Source organism: Ramlibacter pallidus (assembly GCF_015070875.1).
Lineage (GTDB): Bacteria > Pseudomonadota > Gammaproteobacteria > Burkholderiales > Burkholderiaceae_C > Ramlibacter > Ramlibacter pallidus.
Window position 1 is genome coordinate 330,774 of record NZ_JADDIV010000005.1, and the last position, 14,953, is coordinate 345,726.

13 protein-coding genes are annotated in these 14,953 nt (G+C 71.6%); 4 read left to right on the forward strand and 9 right to left on the reverse strand.

All coding sequences use genetic code 11. The features are described 5' to 3' along the window. Position 1: 1 nt before the first annotated feature. The 3 genes from IM787_RS18590 to IM787_RS18600 all read right to left on the reverse strand — a co-directional run bounded on the left by IM787_RS18590 (position 2) and on the right by IM787_RS18600 (position 5,334). Positions 2–3,232 (reverse strand): efflux RND transporter permease subunit, encoded by a 3,231-nt coding sequence (locus IM787_RS18590; protein WP_193678195.1) that lies wholly within the window; start codon positions 3,230–3,232, stop codon positions 2–4. Next, positions 3,229–4,428: an efflux RND transporter periplasmic adaptor subunit gene (locus IM787_RS18595; RefSeq protein ID WP_193678196.1), complete on the reverse strand. Its 1,200-nt coding sequence runs from the start codon at positions 4,426–4,428 to the stop codon at positions 3,229–3,231. The genes IM787_RS18590 and IM787_RS18595 overlap by 4 nt, the downstream gene beginning before the upstream one ends. An 87-nt stretch (positions 4,429–4,515) precedes the next feature. Next, positions 4,516–5,334 (reverse strand): alpha/beta hydrolase, encoded by an 819-nt coding sequence (locus tag IM787_RS18600; RefSeq protein ID WP_193678197.1) that lies wholly within the window; start codon positions 5,332–5,334, stop codon positions 4,516–4,518. Positions 5,335–5,442: 108 nt separating this feature from the next. Here IM787_RS18600 and IM787_RS18605 point away from each other — a divergent pair, with 108 nt between their 5' ends. Continuing rightward, a complete protein-coding gene (locus IM787_RS18605) occupies positions 5,443–6,411 on the forward strand; it encodes a LysR family transcriptional regulator (RefSeq protein WP_193678198.1) in 969 nt (322 codons plus the stop codon). 25 nt (positions 6,412–6,436) lie between these two features. Here IM787_RS18605 and IM787_RS18610 read toward each other — a convergent pair whose 3' ends face one another. Then, positions 6,437–6,784: a DUF4148 domain-containing protein gene (locus IM787_RS18610; protein ID WP_193678199.1), complete on the reverse strand. Its 348-nt coding sequence runs from the start codon at positions 6,782–6,784 to the stop codon at positions 6,437–6,439. A gap of 135 nt (positions 6,785–6,919) precedes the next feature. Here IM787_RS18610 and IM787_RS18615 point away from each other — a divergent pair, with 135 nt between their 5' ends. Next, complete coding sequence (locus IM787_RS18615) at positions 6,920–7,240, forward strand: winged helix-turn-helix transcriptional regulator (protein WP_193678200.1); 321 nt, start codon at positions 6,920–6,922, stop codon at positions 7,238–7,240. Here the strand turns inward: IM787_RS18615 and IM787_RS18620 are convergent. Next, a complete protein-coding gene (locus tag IM787_RS18620; protein ID WP_193678201.1) occupies positions 7,237–8,115 on the reverse strand; it encodes an NAD(P)-dependent oxidoreductase in 879 nt (292 codons plus the stop codon). The two genes, IM787_RS18615 and IM787_RS18620, sit on opposite strands and share 4 nt — an antisense overlap. Before the next feature lie 136 nt (positions 8,116–8,251). Between IM787_RS18620 and IM787_RS18625 the strand changes: the two genes are divergently transcribed. Further along, entirely contained in the window at positions 8,252–9,103 is an 852-nt protein-coding gene (locus IM787_RS18625; RefSeq protein WP_193678202.1) for an AraC family transcriptional regulator, read from the forward strand. 44 nt (positions 9,104–9,147) lie between these two features. Then, on the forward strand, positions 9,148–10,038 hold the full coding sequence (locus IM787_RS18630) for an SDR family NAD(P)-dependent oxidoreductase (protein WP_193678203.1): 891 nt from the start codon (positions 9,148–9,150) through the stop codon (positions 10,036–10,038). Positions 10,039–10,041: 3 nt separating this feature from the next. Here the strand turns inward: IM787_RS18630 and IM787_RS18635 are convergent, their stop codons facing one another. From IM787_RS18635 to IM787_RS18650, 4 genes are all read right to left on the reverse strand, one after another. Beyond that, a complete protein-coding gene (locus tag IM787_RS18635) occupies positions 10,042–10,791 on the reverse strand; it encodes an SDR family oxidoreductase (protein ID WP_193678204.1) in 750 nt (249 codons plus the stop codon). 124 nt (positions 10,792–10,915) lie between these two features. Then, positions 10,916–11,590: a Vgb family protein gene (locus IM787_RS18640; RefSeq protein WP_193678205.1), complete on the reverse strand. Its 675-nt coding sequence runs from the start codon at positions 11,588–11,590 to the stop codon at positions 10,916–10,918. A 45-nt stretch (positions 11,591–11,635) separates the two neighbouring features. Then, positions 11,636–12,856: an HTH domain-containing protein gene (locus IM787_RS18645; protein WP_193678206.1), complete on the reverse strand. Its 1,221-nt coding sequence runs from the start codon at positions 12,854–12,856 to the stop codon at positions 11,636–11,638. Positions 12,857–12,881: 25 nt separating this feature from the next. Then, on the reverse strand, positions 12,882–14,891 hold the full coding sequence (locus IM787_RS18650) for a transcriptional regulator (RefSeq protein ID WP_227494474.1): 2,010 nt from the start codon (positions 14,889–14,891) through the stop codon (positions 12,882–12,884). Positions 14,892–14,953: the final 62 nt, after the last annotated feature.

A 14,953-nucleotide genomic window follows, 5' to 3' on the forward strand; every position in this document is an offset into this window, starting at 1 on the left:
TTCAGTCCTCCGAGGAGTGGCGCGGCGCGGCGGGGAGCGGTCGCGCATCGGCGCCGCCGGCGAAGCCTTCGAAGTGCGGGGCCTGGCCGTGCTGGCGCAGTGGCCGGTTGCCGGCCAGCCGGCGCAGCACGACGTAGAAGACGGGCGTGAGGAACAGGCCGAAGGCCGTCACCCCGATCATCCCGCTGAAGACGGCGATGCCCATGTCGCGGCGCATCTCCGAGCCGGCGCCGGTGGACAACACCAGCGGCAGCACGCCCATCACGAACGCCAGCGAGGTCATCAGGATGGGGCGCAGGCGCAGGCGGCTCGCCTCGATCGCGGCCTGCACGGGCGTGCGGCCGGCGAACTCCAGCTCGCGCGCGAACTCCACGATCAGGATCGCGTTCTTGGCCGACAGCCCGACGAGCACCATCAACCCGATCTGCGTGAACACGTTGCTCTCGCTGCCGGACAGCCACACGCCCGTCATCGCGGCGAACACGCCCATCGGGACGATCAGGATGATCGACAGGGGCAGCGTCAGGCTCTCGTACTGCGCGGCGAGCACCAGGAACACCAGCAGGATCGCGAGCGGGAAGACCCACATCGCCGAGTTGCCGGCCAGGATCTCCTGGTACGTCAGCTCCGTCCACTCGAAGGTGATGCCCTGCGGCAGCGTCTCGGCGGCGATGCGCTTCACCGCTTCCTGTGCCTGCCCCGAGGAGAACCCCGGCGCGGGCCCGCCGTTGATGTCGGCGGTGAGGTAGCCGTTGTAGCGCATGGCACGCTCCGGGCCGAAGCTGGGCTTGACGTTCATCAGGGCCGACAGCGGCACCATCTCGCCGGAGCTGGAGCGCACCTTGAGCGCGCCGATGTCCTCGGCGCGCGCGCGGAACGCGGCATCCGCCTGCACGCGCACGGTGTAGGTGCGGCCGAACTGGTTGAAGTCGTTGACGTAGGCGCTGCCCAGGTAGATCGACAGCGTGTCGAAGATGTCCGGCACGGCCACGCCCAGCTGGCGCGCGCGGGTGCGGTCGATGTCGGCGTAGAGCTGCGGCACGTTCAGCTGCCAGCTCGTGAACATCCCGGTGAGCTCCGGCGTCTGGTAGGCCTTGCCCATGAAGGCCTTGACGGCATCGTCCATCGCTTCGTAGCCGAGCGAGCCGCGGTCTTCCAGCTGCAGCTTGAAGCCGCCGGTGGTGCCCAGGCCCTGCACGGGCGGCGGCGGGAACATCACGATGAACGCGTCCTGGATGCCGGCGAAGGCCTGGTTCAGCTGCCCGGCCACCGCGCCGCCGCTCTGGTCCGCGCGCTTGCGCTCGTCGAACGGCTTGAGCATGGCGAACACGATCCCCGAGTTGGAGCTGTTGGTGAAGCCGCTGATCGACAGGCCGGGGAAGGCGAGCGTGCTCTCGACGTTCGGGTTCTTCTGCGCGATCTCGCCCATCTTGCGGATCACGGCTTCCGTGCGGTCCAGCGTGGCGCCATCGGGCAGCTGCGCGAAGCCGATCAGGTACTGCTTGTCCTGCGCGGGCACGAAGCCGGCCGGCACCACCTTGAACAGGCCGATGGTCGCCACCGCCACCACCGCGTACACGCCCAGCATCAGGCCCTTGCGCGCCAGCACGCGCTTGACGCCGCCGCCGTAGTTCTCGGCGCCGCGCTTGAACACGCGGTTGAAGCCGCGGAACAGCCAGCCGAACGCGCGGTCCATGCCCCGGGTGAGCGCATCCTTGGGCGCGTCGTGGCCGCGCAGCAGCAGGGCGGCCAGGGCCGGCGACAGCGTCAGCGAGTTGAAGGCGGAGATCACCGTCGAGATCGCGATGGTGACGGCGAACTGCCGGTAGAACTGGCCGGTCAGGCCGCTGATGAAGGCCAGCGGCACGAACACCGCCACCAGCACCAGCGCGATGGCGATGATCGGCCCGGACACTTCGCGCATGGCGCGGTACGTCGCTTCGCGCGGCGAGAGCCCGGCCTCGATGTTGCGCTCGACGTTCTCCACCACCACGATGGCGTCGTCCACCACGATGCCGATCGCCAGCACCAGGCCGAACAGGCTCAGTGCGTTGATCGAGAAACCGAGCAGGTGCAGCACCGCGAACGTTCCCACCACCGAGACGGGGACAGCCAGCAGCGGGATGATGGAGGCGCGCCAGGTCTGCAGGAACAGGATCACCACCAGCACCACCAGCAGGATGGCTTCCAGCAGCGTGTGCACGACCGATTCGATCGAGGCCCGCACGAACTGCGTCGGGTCGTAGGCGATGCGGTACTCCACGCCTTCCGGCATGCTCTTCTTGATCTCCTCCATGGTCGCGCGGACCTGCGAGGAGATTTCCAGCGCGTTGGAGCCGGGCGCCTGGAACACGCCGACGCCGACGGCCGCGTCGTCGTTCAGCAGCGAGCGCAGCGAATAGTCCGCGGCGCCGAGCTCCAGCCGCGCGACGTCGCGCAGCCGGGTGACGGCACCGTCGGTGCCGGCCTTGATGATGATGTCGCCGAACTCCTGCTCGTTGCGCAGGCGGCCCTGGGCGTTGACCGAGAGCTGCAGGTCGACGCCCGGCAGCCCCGGCGAGGAGCCCACGGCGCCGGCCGCGGCCTGCACGTTCTGCTCGCGGATCGCGCGCACCACGTCGCTGGCGGACAGGCCGCTCTGGGCCACCTTCTGCGGGTCCAGCCAGACGCGCATCGCGTACTCCCCGCCGCCCCAGATGGCAACCTCGCCCACCCCCGCGATGCGGGCCAGGCGGTCACGCACGTTCAGCACCGCGTAGTTGCGCAGGTAGTCCATGCCGTAGCGGCCGTTCGGCGACACGAGGTGCACCACCATCGTGATGTCGGGCGAGCTCTTGACGGTGGACAGTCCCAGGCGCCGCACTTCCTCGGGCAGCCGCGGCTCGGCCTGCGCCACGCGGTTCTGCACGAGCTGCTGCGCCTTGTCCGGGTCGGTGCCCAGGCGGAAGGTGACGCTGAGCGTCATCAGCCCGTCGGTCGTGGCCTGGCTCCCCATGTAGAGCATGCCTTCGACGCCGTTGATGGCCTCTTCCAGCGGCGTCGCCACCGTTTCGGCGATCACCTTGGGGTTGGCGCCGGGGTAGTTCGCGCGCACCACGATCGTCGGCGGGACGACCTCCGGATATTCGGAGATCGGCAGCCCGCGCAGTGCGACCAGGCCGGCCAGGAAGATCAGCAGCGACAGCACGCCGGCGAAGATCGGCCGGTCGATGAAGAAGCGGGAGATGTTCATGCGCGTGCTTCCATCGTGACGACCTGCGGCTGCACCACGGCGCCGGGGCGCACGCGCTGCAGGCCGTTGACGACGATGCGGTCGCCGGGCTTCAGGCCGCTCTCGACGATGCGCAGGCCGTCGGTGGTCGCGCCCAGGGTGACCGCGCGGTATTCCGCCTTGTTGCCTTCGCCCACCACCAGCACGAACTTCTTGTCCTGGTCGGTGCCGATTGCGCGGTCGCTCACCAGCAGTGCGCGGGTGGTGCGCGCCTGGCCCATGCGCACGCGCACGAACTGGCCGGGGATCAGGCTGCCGTCGCGGTTGTCCACGGAGGCGCGCAGGCGGATCGTGCCGCTCTTGGCATCCACCTGGTTGTCGATCAGCTGCAGCCGGCCCTGGTACGGGGTGTCGGCGGTCGCCGTCGTGCCCATCTGCACCGGGATGCGCTCGATCAGCCCGCGCGCGCTGGCGCCGCCGGGCATGTCCTTCAGCGCGCGCAGGATGACCTGCTCGTGCGCGTCGAAGCTGGCGTAGATCGGGTTGACCGACACCAGCGTCGTCAGCACGGGCGAGCCGGGGCCGGCCGCCACCAGGTTGCCGGGCGTGACTTCCAGCTTGCCGATGCGGCCGGCGACCGGCGCGCGCACCTGCGTGTACTGCAGGTTGAGGCGCGCGCCCTGCAGCTGCGCCTGCGCGGCACGCAGGTTGGCCACCGATTCGCGCGCCGCGTTGGCGCGTTCCTCGAGTTCACGCTGGGCGATCGCGCTTTCCTCCCACAGCCGCTGCGCGCGCACGAGCTCGCTCTGGGCCTGCGCCTGGCGCGCCTGCGCGGCGGCGACCTGCGCCTCCGCCCGTTCGACCTCGGCGGCGTAGGGCGCCGGATCGATGGTGATCAGCAGGTCGCCGGGACGCACCAGCGCGCCTTCGCGGAAGTGCACCGAGTGGACCGCGCCCGAGACGCGCGAGCGCACCTCGACGCGCTCGACGGCTTCCAGGCGGCCGGAGAACTCGTCCCAGGCGGTGATCTCGCGCTCGGTGACGACCGCCACCGAGACCTGCGGCGCGGGGGGCGCACTGTTCGCGGTGGCCTGCGCGCGGTCGCCCTGCAGCGCGATGACGCCGGCGGCGATGACGGAGAGGCCGGCGGCGGCACCGGCCGCCGTCCAGACGGACCACGGCCGGCGGCCGGACTTCTTCAGGTTTTCTTCTTGCATGGTTTCTTTTCCTCTTTTTCGGGATGCACGGGTCCTGCCCGGTGGCGCGCACCGGGATCGGAAAGACGGGAACGGGTCGCGAAGACGCTAGGAAGGTGGCGGCGTCGGCGCGGTCAGGAAGCCTTCGAGCTGCTTGCGCACGGCTTCGGCGCAGGGACAGGGATGCAGCGGTTTTTCGAGCGACTCCGGCCAACCCGTGAGGGGGACCATGCCGGTGCGCACCGGGATGCCCGCGTGCGCGAGGCGGTTCGCGAAAGCCATCGCCTCGTCGCGCATCGGGTCGTCTTCACCCGCCAGCACCAGCGTGGGCGGCAGTCCGGCCAGCCGTTGCGCGTGCGCCGGCACGGCATAGGGATGTTCCGCATCGAGCGGCCGCCGCAGGTACTGCCGCCAGCCGGCGCTCCACTTGCATTCGACCTGTTCGCGGGTGGCTTCGCGCTGTGAAGCCGTGGCGGTGCACGGGTCGAGCATCGGCGCGACCAGCACCAGTCCGGCCAGTGTGGGGCCGGCGCGGTCGCGCGCCATCATCGCCACCCCCGCGGCGATGTTGCCGCCGGCTTCTTCGCCCGCGAGGAACAGCGGTGCGCGGGCACCGGCCAGGCGGGCGCGGGCGCCGTTCACCCATTCGAGCGCGGCGTAGCTGGCCTCCACCGCATCGGGGAAAGGATTCGCCGGTGCGAGCGGGTAACCGATCGTCACGACCACCGCGCCCGCTTCCGCGAGCAGCGTGGCCAGGCACTCGCCGCTGTCGACGCCGCCGCTGGTGAAGGCGCCGCCGTGCAGGTGCAGGACGAGCGGCACCGTCTGCCCGCGGGGCCGGCGGCCGTCCAGCCGCACCGGCATCGGGGCGTGGCCGGGCAGCACCAGGGGACTGGCGGCGAGGGCGGCGGATGCGGAACTTGGCATGCGACGGAATATAGGCATGAAGTTCGTACGGATAAACAGGCCCCCCGCCAGTTCTCTGTTTCGTTCGCATGAACAATCGCGCTCACAAGAACGAAGGAAACTTGAGGGATGGACCAGATCCAGGCGATGCGCGTCTTCGCGCGGGTGGTCGAGACCGGCAGCTTCACGAGAGCCGCCGAGACGCTCGACATGCCCAAGGGTTCCGCGACCAAGCTGGTGCAGCAGCTGGAGACCCGCTTGCGGGTGAAGCTCCTGAACCGGACCACGCGGCGGGTGACGGTGACGCCCGACGGCGCCGCCTACTACGAGCGGGCGTCGCGGCTGCTCAACGACCTCGACGAGATGGATGCCGCGATGACGCAGGCCAGCGGCAAGCCGAGCGGACGCCTGCGCGTCGACGTCGGTTCGTCGGTGGCGCTGCTGATCGTCGTGCCGGCGCTGCAGGACTTCTATCGCCGCTACCCGGACATCCAGCTGGACCTGGGCGTGGGCGACCGGCCCGTGGACCTGATCACCGACAACGTCGACTGCGTGATCCGCGGCGGCGACCTCATCGAGCAGTCCCTGGTGGCGCGGCGCATCGGCAACCTGGCGCTGGTGACGGTGGCCACCCCTGTGTACCTGGCGCAGCATGGCGCGCCGGCGAATCCGCAGGAGCTCGAGGCTCGGCACACCATGGTCAACTATTTCTCGCCACGCACGGGCCGGCCCTATCCGCACATCTTCGAGAAGGACGGCCAGCACATCGAGGTAAGCGGGCGCTACAAGGTGTCGGTCAACGAGAGCAATGCGCATCTCGCGGCCGTTCTGGCCGGCCTGGGCATCTCGCAGGTGCCCGAGTTCGCCGCGCAGCCGCACCTGGCAAGCGGCGAGCTGGTGGAAGTGCTGCCCGGGTGGCGCCATCCGCCGATCCCCATGCACGTGGTGTATCCGCCCAACCGGCACCTGAGCGCGCGCGTGCGCGCCTTCGTGGAGTGGGCGGCGGAGCTGTTCGCGCAGCATGGGATGGCCGGCGGGCGCGCGGTGCGTGACGTGGCTGCGCCGCCGGCCCGGCGCGAGCCGGAGCTCGCAGCCTGAGGCGCGGCGGCGCAGTGGCGGACGCTCAGCGGGCGGTGTGAGCCAGCTGCGTGGAAGCCGGCAGCTGGCGCTGGGCCAGGTACTGCGAGCCGCTGTCCTCGCCGGTGAAGGCACGCACTTCGTTGCGCGAAGCGATGTAGTCGGCCACGACCGCGTCGCGGGTCGCCGCGCTGCGGAAGCTGCGCAGCGGGTTGTACGTGGTGGACCAGGGGTTCACGCCGGCCTTCTTGTAGGCGGCGAGTTCGGCCTGGACTTCGGCGCGCGTCAGCTTGCCGGCGAAGTTGTCGTTGACGACGGTGGGCGACTCGGCGAACGCGGAACCGGCGAAACCGGCGGCGAGGACGAGGGAGGTGAGGGCGATCTTGGCATTCATGATGGAGTCCTTGTGGGTGGTGGGTCAGGTTCCGGTCTCGCTGCCTGGTGGGTGCGCCGGCCGTGCATGTAATGTAGGAAGCGCGCCTTAGGCAACTCTGAGCGCTCTGTTAGCTGGGAATGAGGAGCAATCGGCATGGGCGGCAAGCCGTACGGCTGCGGGATCGGCCCCGCGTTCGAGGTGATCGGCGGCAAGTGGAAGGCGAGCCTCCTGTGGGAGATGCAGGCGCAGCCACGCCGCTTCGGCGAGCTGCGGCGCCTGGTGCCCGGCATCAGCGAGAAGATGCTCACGCAGCAGCTGCGCGAGCTGGAAGCCGCGGGGCTCGTCGCGCGGCGCGTGCTCGAGGTGGTCCCGGCGCATGTCGAGTATTCGGTCACGCCCCTGGGCGCTTCGCTCAGTGCGGCGCTCGCGCCGCTCGCCGATTGGGGCGAGCGCTACGAGCGCGCGCGGCCCTAGCCCGGGCGCGCGGAGACGCGGAACACCTGGATCAGCGCGGCAAGTTCCGAATCCGCAAGACCCGCGTCATGGGCCTGCGCCAGCAGCGAAGCGAACAGGCGCGGCACGCGCGTGTCGATGCCGGCATCGGCCGAGGCTTCCAGGATGCGCTGCGTGGCCACCACCGAAATGCGCAGCGGACTTTCGCTGACGCGGAAGTCTCCGGACGCGATCACCCCCGCCTGGTGGCGGAAGAAGGCACCGAAGGACGGCGCGATCGACTGGACGATGTCGCCGTAGCGGACGATGTCCACGCCGCGCACTTCCGCCAGCCGCGCGCCATGCATGAATCCGGCATACGCGCCGTACACGTACGAGAGCGTGGCGAAGTCCATGGTGGCCGCCGCGTCGATCGCGGGGCCGAGGTAGACCAGGTTGCCGGCGATGACGCGCAGCAGGCCGGCGACTTGCTCGTAAGCGGCCCGGTCGCCGGACAACAGCAACGGCGTGTCGGCTTGTCCCATCTGGCTGGGCGCCGCCTGGATCGCGCCTTCGACATACCCCGCGCGGTGGCGTGTCGCCCATTCGGCTGCTTCGAGCGCGTCCTGCGGGCTGCCGGTCGTGAGCTGGACCAGCACCTTGCCGCGGATCGCCGCCTCGACCGCCGCGTCGTGCAGGATGGCCGCGGCCGCGGCGTAGTCGTACACGCACATCAGCGTCACGCCGCTCGCCGCCACCGCTTCGGCCGCGCTGCCGGCGGGCCGTGCGCCTGCGCCGACCAGCTCGCTTGCCTTCGCCATTGAACGGTTCCAGACCGTGACGTCGTGGCCGGCGGCCAGCAGCAGACGGGCGAGCGTGGCGCCCATGGAACCGAGGCCGATCACCGAGACTTGCATCGTCAACTCCTTGTGTAGAGGAGGGCGATGCTCGCGGCCGCGCCCGGGCGCCACAAGCACTGACACACTTGTCAGGTGCTGAACTTTCGGTAAGCACCCGCTCCCCCCGTGCGCCTCGTGTAGGCACAATCACGCCATGGCCGACCGCCTCTTCCTGCGCCTCGCCGACGACCCGTTGTACGCGCCGGAGACGACCGTGCCGGCCGGCACGATGCAGGACCTGGCAGTGCCCCGCGCGTTGGCCCCCTACGTCGCCAATGCGATGAGCTACCAGGACGCAATCGCGCCCGGTCTCGAAGTCACCGAACGCGTGCTGCCGGACGGCGCGCTTCGGCTGATCTTCGATTTCCAGGGCGACCGCGTGACGGCGCGCGTCGCCGGTGCGAGCACGCGCGCGGTGCTGCTCACGCATCGCGGCGAGATGCGTGGCCTCTCGGTCACGCTGCGGCCCGGCGCGTCGCTGGCCTTGCTCGGCCTGGCCGCGCACGAACTCACCGATGCAGATCACGCCTGGGACGACGTCGCGCCGCTCGCGGTCCGAGGCATCGGGGTCAGGCTGCTGGAGGCACGTTCGCCGCACGCGCGCATGGCGGTCGTGTTCCAGGCCCTGCAGGCGCGGCTGCCAACCGATGGTCCGGACAGCAGCGAAAGAGTCGCGCACGCCATGCGGGTGCTGCGGCACAGCCGGGCGGTACGCCCCGTCACGGACGCTGCACGCGCGCTCGGCGTGGGCGAGCGCCGGCTGCAGCAGCTCTTTCGCGAGCACACCGGCCTGGCGCCCAAGGCGTGGCACGGGCTCGCACGGTTCCACGAATGCCTGCGGCTGCTGCGCGACCGCACCTCCGTGTCCTGGGCCGAGCTGGCCGTGGAGGCCGGGTTCCACGACCAGGCCCACCTGTCGAACACCTTCCGCGCCATCTGCGCCTGCACGCCGGGGCAGTTCCTGGCCGAGCGGGCGGCTTCGGGTTTTTCCAAGACGGCGTCCTGAGCTCGCGCTAAGGTGCGCGGCATGTCGGAACCAAGGAAAGAGCCATGGGGAACCTGAAGGATTGCATCGCCGTCGTGACCGGGGCCACGCGCGGCGCGGGCCGCGGCATCGCGGTGGAGCTGGGCGCGGCGGGCGCGACGGTGTACGTCACCGGCCGCAGCACGCGGGCGCAGCCGGCGCCGGCCTACGGACAGATCCTGTCGCTGTCCGGGATGGACCGCTTGCCCGGCAGCATCGAGGCCACGGCCGAGGAGGTGACGGCGGCCGGCGGGCGCGGCATCGCGGTGCGCTGCGACCACACCGACGAAGCGGACGTCGCCGCGTTGTTCCGGCGCGTGGAGCAGGAGCAGGGGCGGATCGACCTTCTCGTCAACAACGCCTGGGGTGGGCACGAGGTGTTCGACGGCGTGTTCCAGGCACCGTTCTGGGAACGCGGCATGGAGCAGTGGGACCCGTTCATCAACCGCGGCGTGCGCAACCACCTGCTGGCGAGCCGCATCGCCGCACCGTGGATGGTTCGCCGCCGCCGCGGCCTGATCGTCACCACGACCTTCTGGGACCGGGACCGCTACATGGAAGGCAACCTGTTCTACGACCTGGCCAAGTCCGCGATGACGCGGCTGGCCTTCGGCATGGCGCAGGAGCTGCGGCCGCACGGCGTCGCTTCCGTTGCGGTGACGCCGGGATGGATGCGCACGGAGTTCGTGCTGGCGGGCCACCACACGGACGAGGCGCATTGGAGAGAGAAGCCCGCGCTGGCGCGCACCGAGTCGCCGCGCTACCTCGGGCGCGCGGTGGCCGCCCTCGCTGCCGATCCGCAGGTGTTCGCGCGCACGGGACAGGTGCTGCGCGTGGGCGACCTGGCGCGCAGCTACGCGTTCACGGACATCGACGGGCGGCAGGTCCCGCCCTTCGAGCTCGACGCGCACGCCTGAAGGTCAGACCGCGAGGAAGCCGCCGTCCAGCACCATTTCGCTGCCGACCGCATAGGCCGATTCGTCCGACGCGAGGTAGACCGCCGCCAGCGCGATCTCGTCGGGCGTGCCGAAGCGCCGCGCGGGGATCTGGGCGGTCAGCGCCTCCTTCATCGCCCGCAGGTCGTCCCCCGGCAGGCCCAGCTTTTCGTAGATGGGCGTCGTCACCGGCCCCGGGCTCAGGGTGTTGACCCGGATGCCGCGCGGCAGCAGGTCGCCGGACAGCGTCCGCGCGAGCGAGCGCAGCGCCGCCTTGGAGGCCGAGTAGACGCTCGAGTTCGGCATCCCGATGTGCGCATTCACCGAACTGACCAGCACGACCGAGGACGGGTCCGCCAGCAGCGGCAGCAGCGCCTGCAGCAGGAAGAACGGGCCCTTGAAGTTCACCGCGAAGGACCGGTCGAAGGTCTCCGTGTCCCACGCGTCCAGCGGCCGGAACACGCCGATCGCCGCGTTGAGCACGGCGACGTCGAGGCCGCCGAAGTGATCGCGCACGCGCTGCCCCAGCCGCTGCTGGGCGGGCACGTCGCCGGCGTCGCAACGCACGGCGAGCGTGTCCGGCCCCAGCGCCTGCCGGGCCTGCGCAAGCCGCGCCTCGTTCTCGCCGGTGATGATCACCCGCGCGCCTTCCGCGATGAAGCGTTGCGCGATGGCGAAACCGATGCCCGTCGTCGCGCCGGTGACCAGCGCGCGCTTGCCTTGCAACCTGTCCATGGAATCTCGTCCTGTCGTTCATGCCCGATGCGGGCGGGACAGGGACAGTAAGAGGACAGGCGCCGTGGTGCGCGCCGATTCCGGACGCGCGTTCCCGGAAAGGATGTCCGCTTCCGGCCAGCCGCTAGGCGGCGCGCGCGCGCTTCGGACGGCGCACGGCGCGGACGGTGCCGCTCGCGCCGCCGCCGGCATAGAACAAGTCGGCACCGTCGGACTCCAGGCCGCTCACGAAGGTGCCTTGGGGCATGCGCAAGCGTTCCTGCACCGCGCCGCTCTCCGGGTCGATGCGGCGGATCTCGCTCTCCTCCGCTTCCCATGTGGCGTGCCACAGCTCGCCGTCGACCCAGGTGACGCCGGTGACGAAGCGGTTCGATTCGATGGTGCGTTTCACGGCGCCCGTTTCGGGATCGACCTGGTGGATGCGGCGGCCGCGGTACTCGCCGACCCACAGGCTGCCTTCCGCCCAGGTGAGCCCCGAGTCGCCGCCCTGGCCGGGCGCGGGGATCGATCGCACGACGGCGCCCGTGGCCGGGTCGATCTTGTCGATGCGCGATTCGGCGATCTGGTACAGGTACCTGCCGTCGAAGGCGGTGCCGGCATCGCACGGCACGTCGAGCGTGCGGACCGTCGCGCCGCTTTGCGGATCGAGCGCCAGCAGCGCCTCGCCGGTCGCGGCCCACACGTGGCGACCGTCGTGCGTCACGCCGGCCACGCTCCTGGCGCCGGGGAAGGGACCGAGCTCGCGCACGATCTCCGCGGTTTCCATGGGGACTTCAGGGAGGCCCTGCTGCTTGTTCATCGCTGTTCCTTGCGGCGCGTCGGTGTCGGCGCCATGACCCGGACTCTAGCCAGGGGAGAGCGCGGCCGGGAGTAACAAGATCGTCGTGAATCCCGCCAGCGGCGGCGAGAGCCAGCGTTGGGCGCGCGCCTTGCCGACGGAACGGACGCGCCCCGCCGCCTCCAGCTCGGCCAGCGCACGCTGCACCGTCCGCTGGCTCGCGCCCAGGGCCAGTGCAAGCGCCGACGTCGACCACGCCTCGCCGTCGGACAGCAGGGCGAGCAGCGAGGCCTGGTCGCCCGCGATCGGCGGCGCGAGCAGCACCACCTCGCGTCCCGCCGCCGCACGCAGGGAGAAGCCGCGCGCCGTCGCTTCGATGCGGGCCAGGGGCCTGAGCAGCGCGCGCAGGCGGCCGATCTCGACCCGCAGCCGCGCGCGGTGCGTCTCGTCCGGGTGCCGCGTGCGGAAGGCTTCGGCGATCAGCGTGTCGCGCTCCGCGTCCGCGGGCCACGCCCGGGCCAGCGCCGCCGCGAGCGTGAAGAGCACCGGCCGGCGGGCCAGGTCGCAGGCATGGGCGCGGATGCTCACCCGCCGGCGGCAGGCGTCGACGACCAGCGCGTCCGATGCGAGGACCTCGGCCACTTCTTCCAGCCGCAGGCGCTGCTCGCCATCGGCACGGATGCGCCGGGCCGCGGGGCGCTGGAGGGCGAGCGCTGCCTCCGTCACCTCGGCCTGCAGCGCGGGCACGCCCGCGCGCTGCGCCAGCGCCGATGCGCGTTCCATTGCGGCGCGCGCCACGGCGGTCTGCAGGGAACGGAGCGCGAGTTCCGCGCCCGCCAGTTCGGCCACCGCCGCCAGGGACGGATGCAGGGGGCGCAGGTCGATGCCCGCCAGGGCGGCCGCGGCATCGTCCAGGCGGCCGAGCAGGACCAGCCTGCGGACGCCGACGAGGCGCGCCTGCGCGGCATTCGCGGCGTCGCCCTGCACGTCGAGGGTGGCCGCCGCCTGCGCGAGCGCGCGCGGCGCTCCCGCGAAGTCGCGCATCGCCAGGGCCACTTCCGCGTCGGCGACGACGCAGCGGGCGCGCGCCACCTCCTCGTGCGCACCGAAGCCGCGCGCCGCCCGGCGCAGGAGTTCGCGGGCGCGGGCGTGCTCGCCCAGCTGCGCCATCGCGATCCCGCGCAGCGCCAGCGCCGGCGGGTCCTCGCGCAGCGCGACGCGCTTGAGCGCGCCGAGCGCGTCCCCGCCAGCCAGCGCCCGTGCGGACGCCGCGATCAGCGAGTCCACCGGCGATCCCGCTGCGACGACGGCTTCAAGCGGCTACGCTCCGCATCGCCTGGCGCACCAGGCTCTCCGCATCGCCCCCGAACTTGAACGCCTGCAGGAAGGCGTCGATGCCGTAGCCCGGTTGCGCGCGCTGGATCGCCGTGGCGAAGGCCTGCGCCTCCTGCTTGCGGCCGGCCAGGGCCACGCAGACCATCGCGATGGCCTGGATGTGGACGTGCGCATTGGGCCGGGCCGCGGAGCGGGCGCCCCAGTCGGCGGCCTCGTCGTAGCGGCCGAGGCGCGCCAGCGCCAGCGCGCGCGAGGCCAGCATGCCGAACAGCAGGGGATCGAGCGGGCTGAGCGCGCGCGCATGGTCCGCCTCGGCGATCGCCGTCTCCGGATCGCCGGACTGCGCATGCACGAAGCCGAGCGTGTAGTGCCCCAGCGCGAAGTTGGGGCTCAGCTCGATGGCGGCGCGCAATTCGCGCAGCGCCTCGTCGTCCTCGCTGTTGCGCAGCCACATGGCGCGGCCGAGCGCCCAGTGCGAGGCCGGGTCGTGTTCGTCGGCCATCACGCCGTCGGCCGCGGCGCGGTACGCCTGCTCGATGGCGGCCCTGCGATCGCCCCAGCCCAGGAAGGCGTCCTGGAAGTGCGTGAAGGAGAGCCCCGCGAGCGGCCGCGCAAAGGTCGGGTCCAGCCGCGCCGCCGCGCGGAAGAACTGGCGGGCCTGCTCGTTGTCCTCGCGGTGGAAGCGCATCATGTGCCAGAGGCCGCGGTGGTGCGACTCCCAGGCATCGAGCGAAGCCGGGTTCTTGAGGATCGCGCGGTTGCGCTCGGCGACTTCCACCTGGTGGGCGATGGCGGTGACGATGCGGTTGCCGATCTCGTCCAGCACCGCGAAGGTGTCGTCGATGCGGCCGGAGAACTCCTCTCCCCACACCACCTGCGCGCTGCGGGTCTCGGCCAGCTGCACCGACACCGCCAGGTGGCCGCCGGGGGTTCGCCGCAGGGAACCGCTGGCGACATAGTCGACGTCGAGGCGGCGGCCCGAATCGTCCGAGTCGACGCGCCGTTCCGCCAGCGCGAACATCGTGCCTTCGGCGATCACGAACATGCTGCGCAGCTTGGCCAGGCGCGTGATGATGTCGTGCGCCATCCCGTCGGCCAGGCCGCCGCGCAGGGGCACCCCTGGAGAGCGGTCCGAGAAGGGCAGGACCGCCAGGGACGCGCGGCGGGCCGGTGCCGCTGGCGCGGCTGCAGCCTCGATCGGGGACGCAAGGGTCTGGATGACGGGCACCTGCGCGAAGGCGTGGCGCGCCTTCGCCTGCTGCCAGGCGCGCCCGATCGGCGCCCAGTCCTGTCCTTCGGCTTCGTACTGGCGCGCGGCGGCCGCGACGTGCTCGTCGCCTTCGCGGATGCGACCGCGTGCGGCCAGGGCCTGCAGCAGCTGCTCGTGCGCCTGGCGGTCGAACGGCGTGACGGCGAGCCAGCGCTCCAGCGCGGCCAGGGCCGCGTCGCTGCCGACCTCCAGCGTCCGCACCCGGTGTTCGAGGACCGCGGCATGGGCCGCGCGGAAGCGCCGGCGCTCCGCCACCAGCCAGCCGGTGAAAGCGGGGCTGCGCGGCAGGTCGAGTCCCTCCAGCAGTTCGCCGCGGGCCAGCAGTTCCGCGAGCGCCTGCAGGCGCTCCGCCGGCAAGGTGGCGAGCCCCGCGCGCAGCGCGTCCTGCACCTGCACGGCGTCGATGGTGCCATCCCGCAGGTCGACGGCCACGCCTTCGCCGTCGGTGACCACGCGCCCGCGCCCGTCGTCGTCGAGCACCGTCCGCAGCTTGCTCAGGCACCAGCGCAATTCGCCGCGCGGATCGCTCGGCAGGTCCCACAGCAGCTCGCAGAGATGGCTGCGGCTGGCGGGGCGGGAAGACAGCGCCAGGTAGGCAAGCAGGGCGCGGGCCTTGCGCGAGGGCGGCAGTGCCACCGGCACGCCGTCGCGGCGCAGCTCCGGCGGGCCGAACAGCCGCACGGCGAGCCCCGAGGCCGCCGGCGAGTCCGTCTGCATCCGCGTTCGCATTTCCACGCCCATTCCCACGCCTGCCACCACGCCAGCATCCACGAGGGACG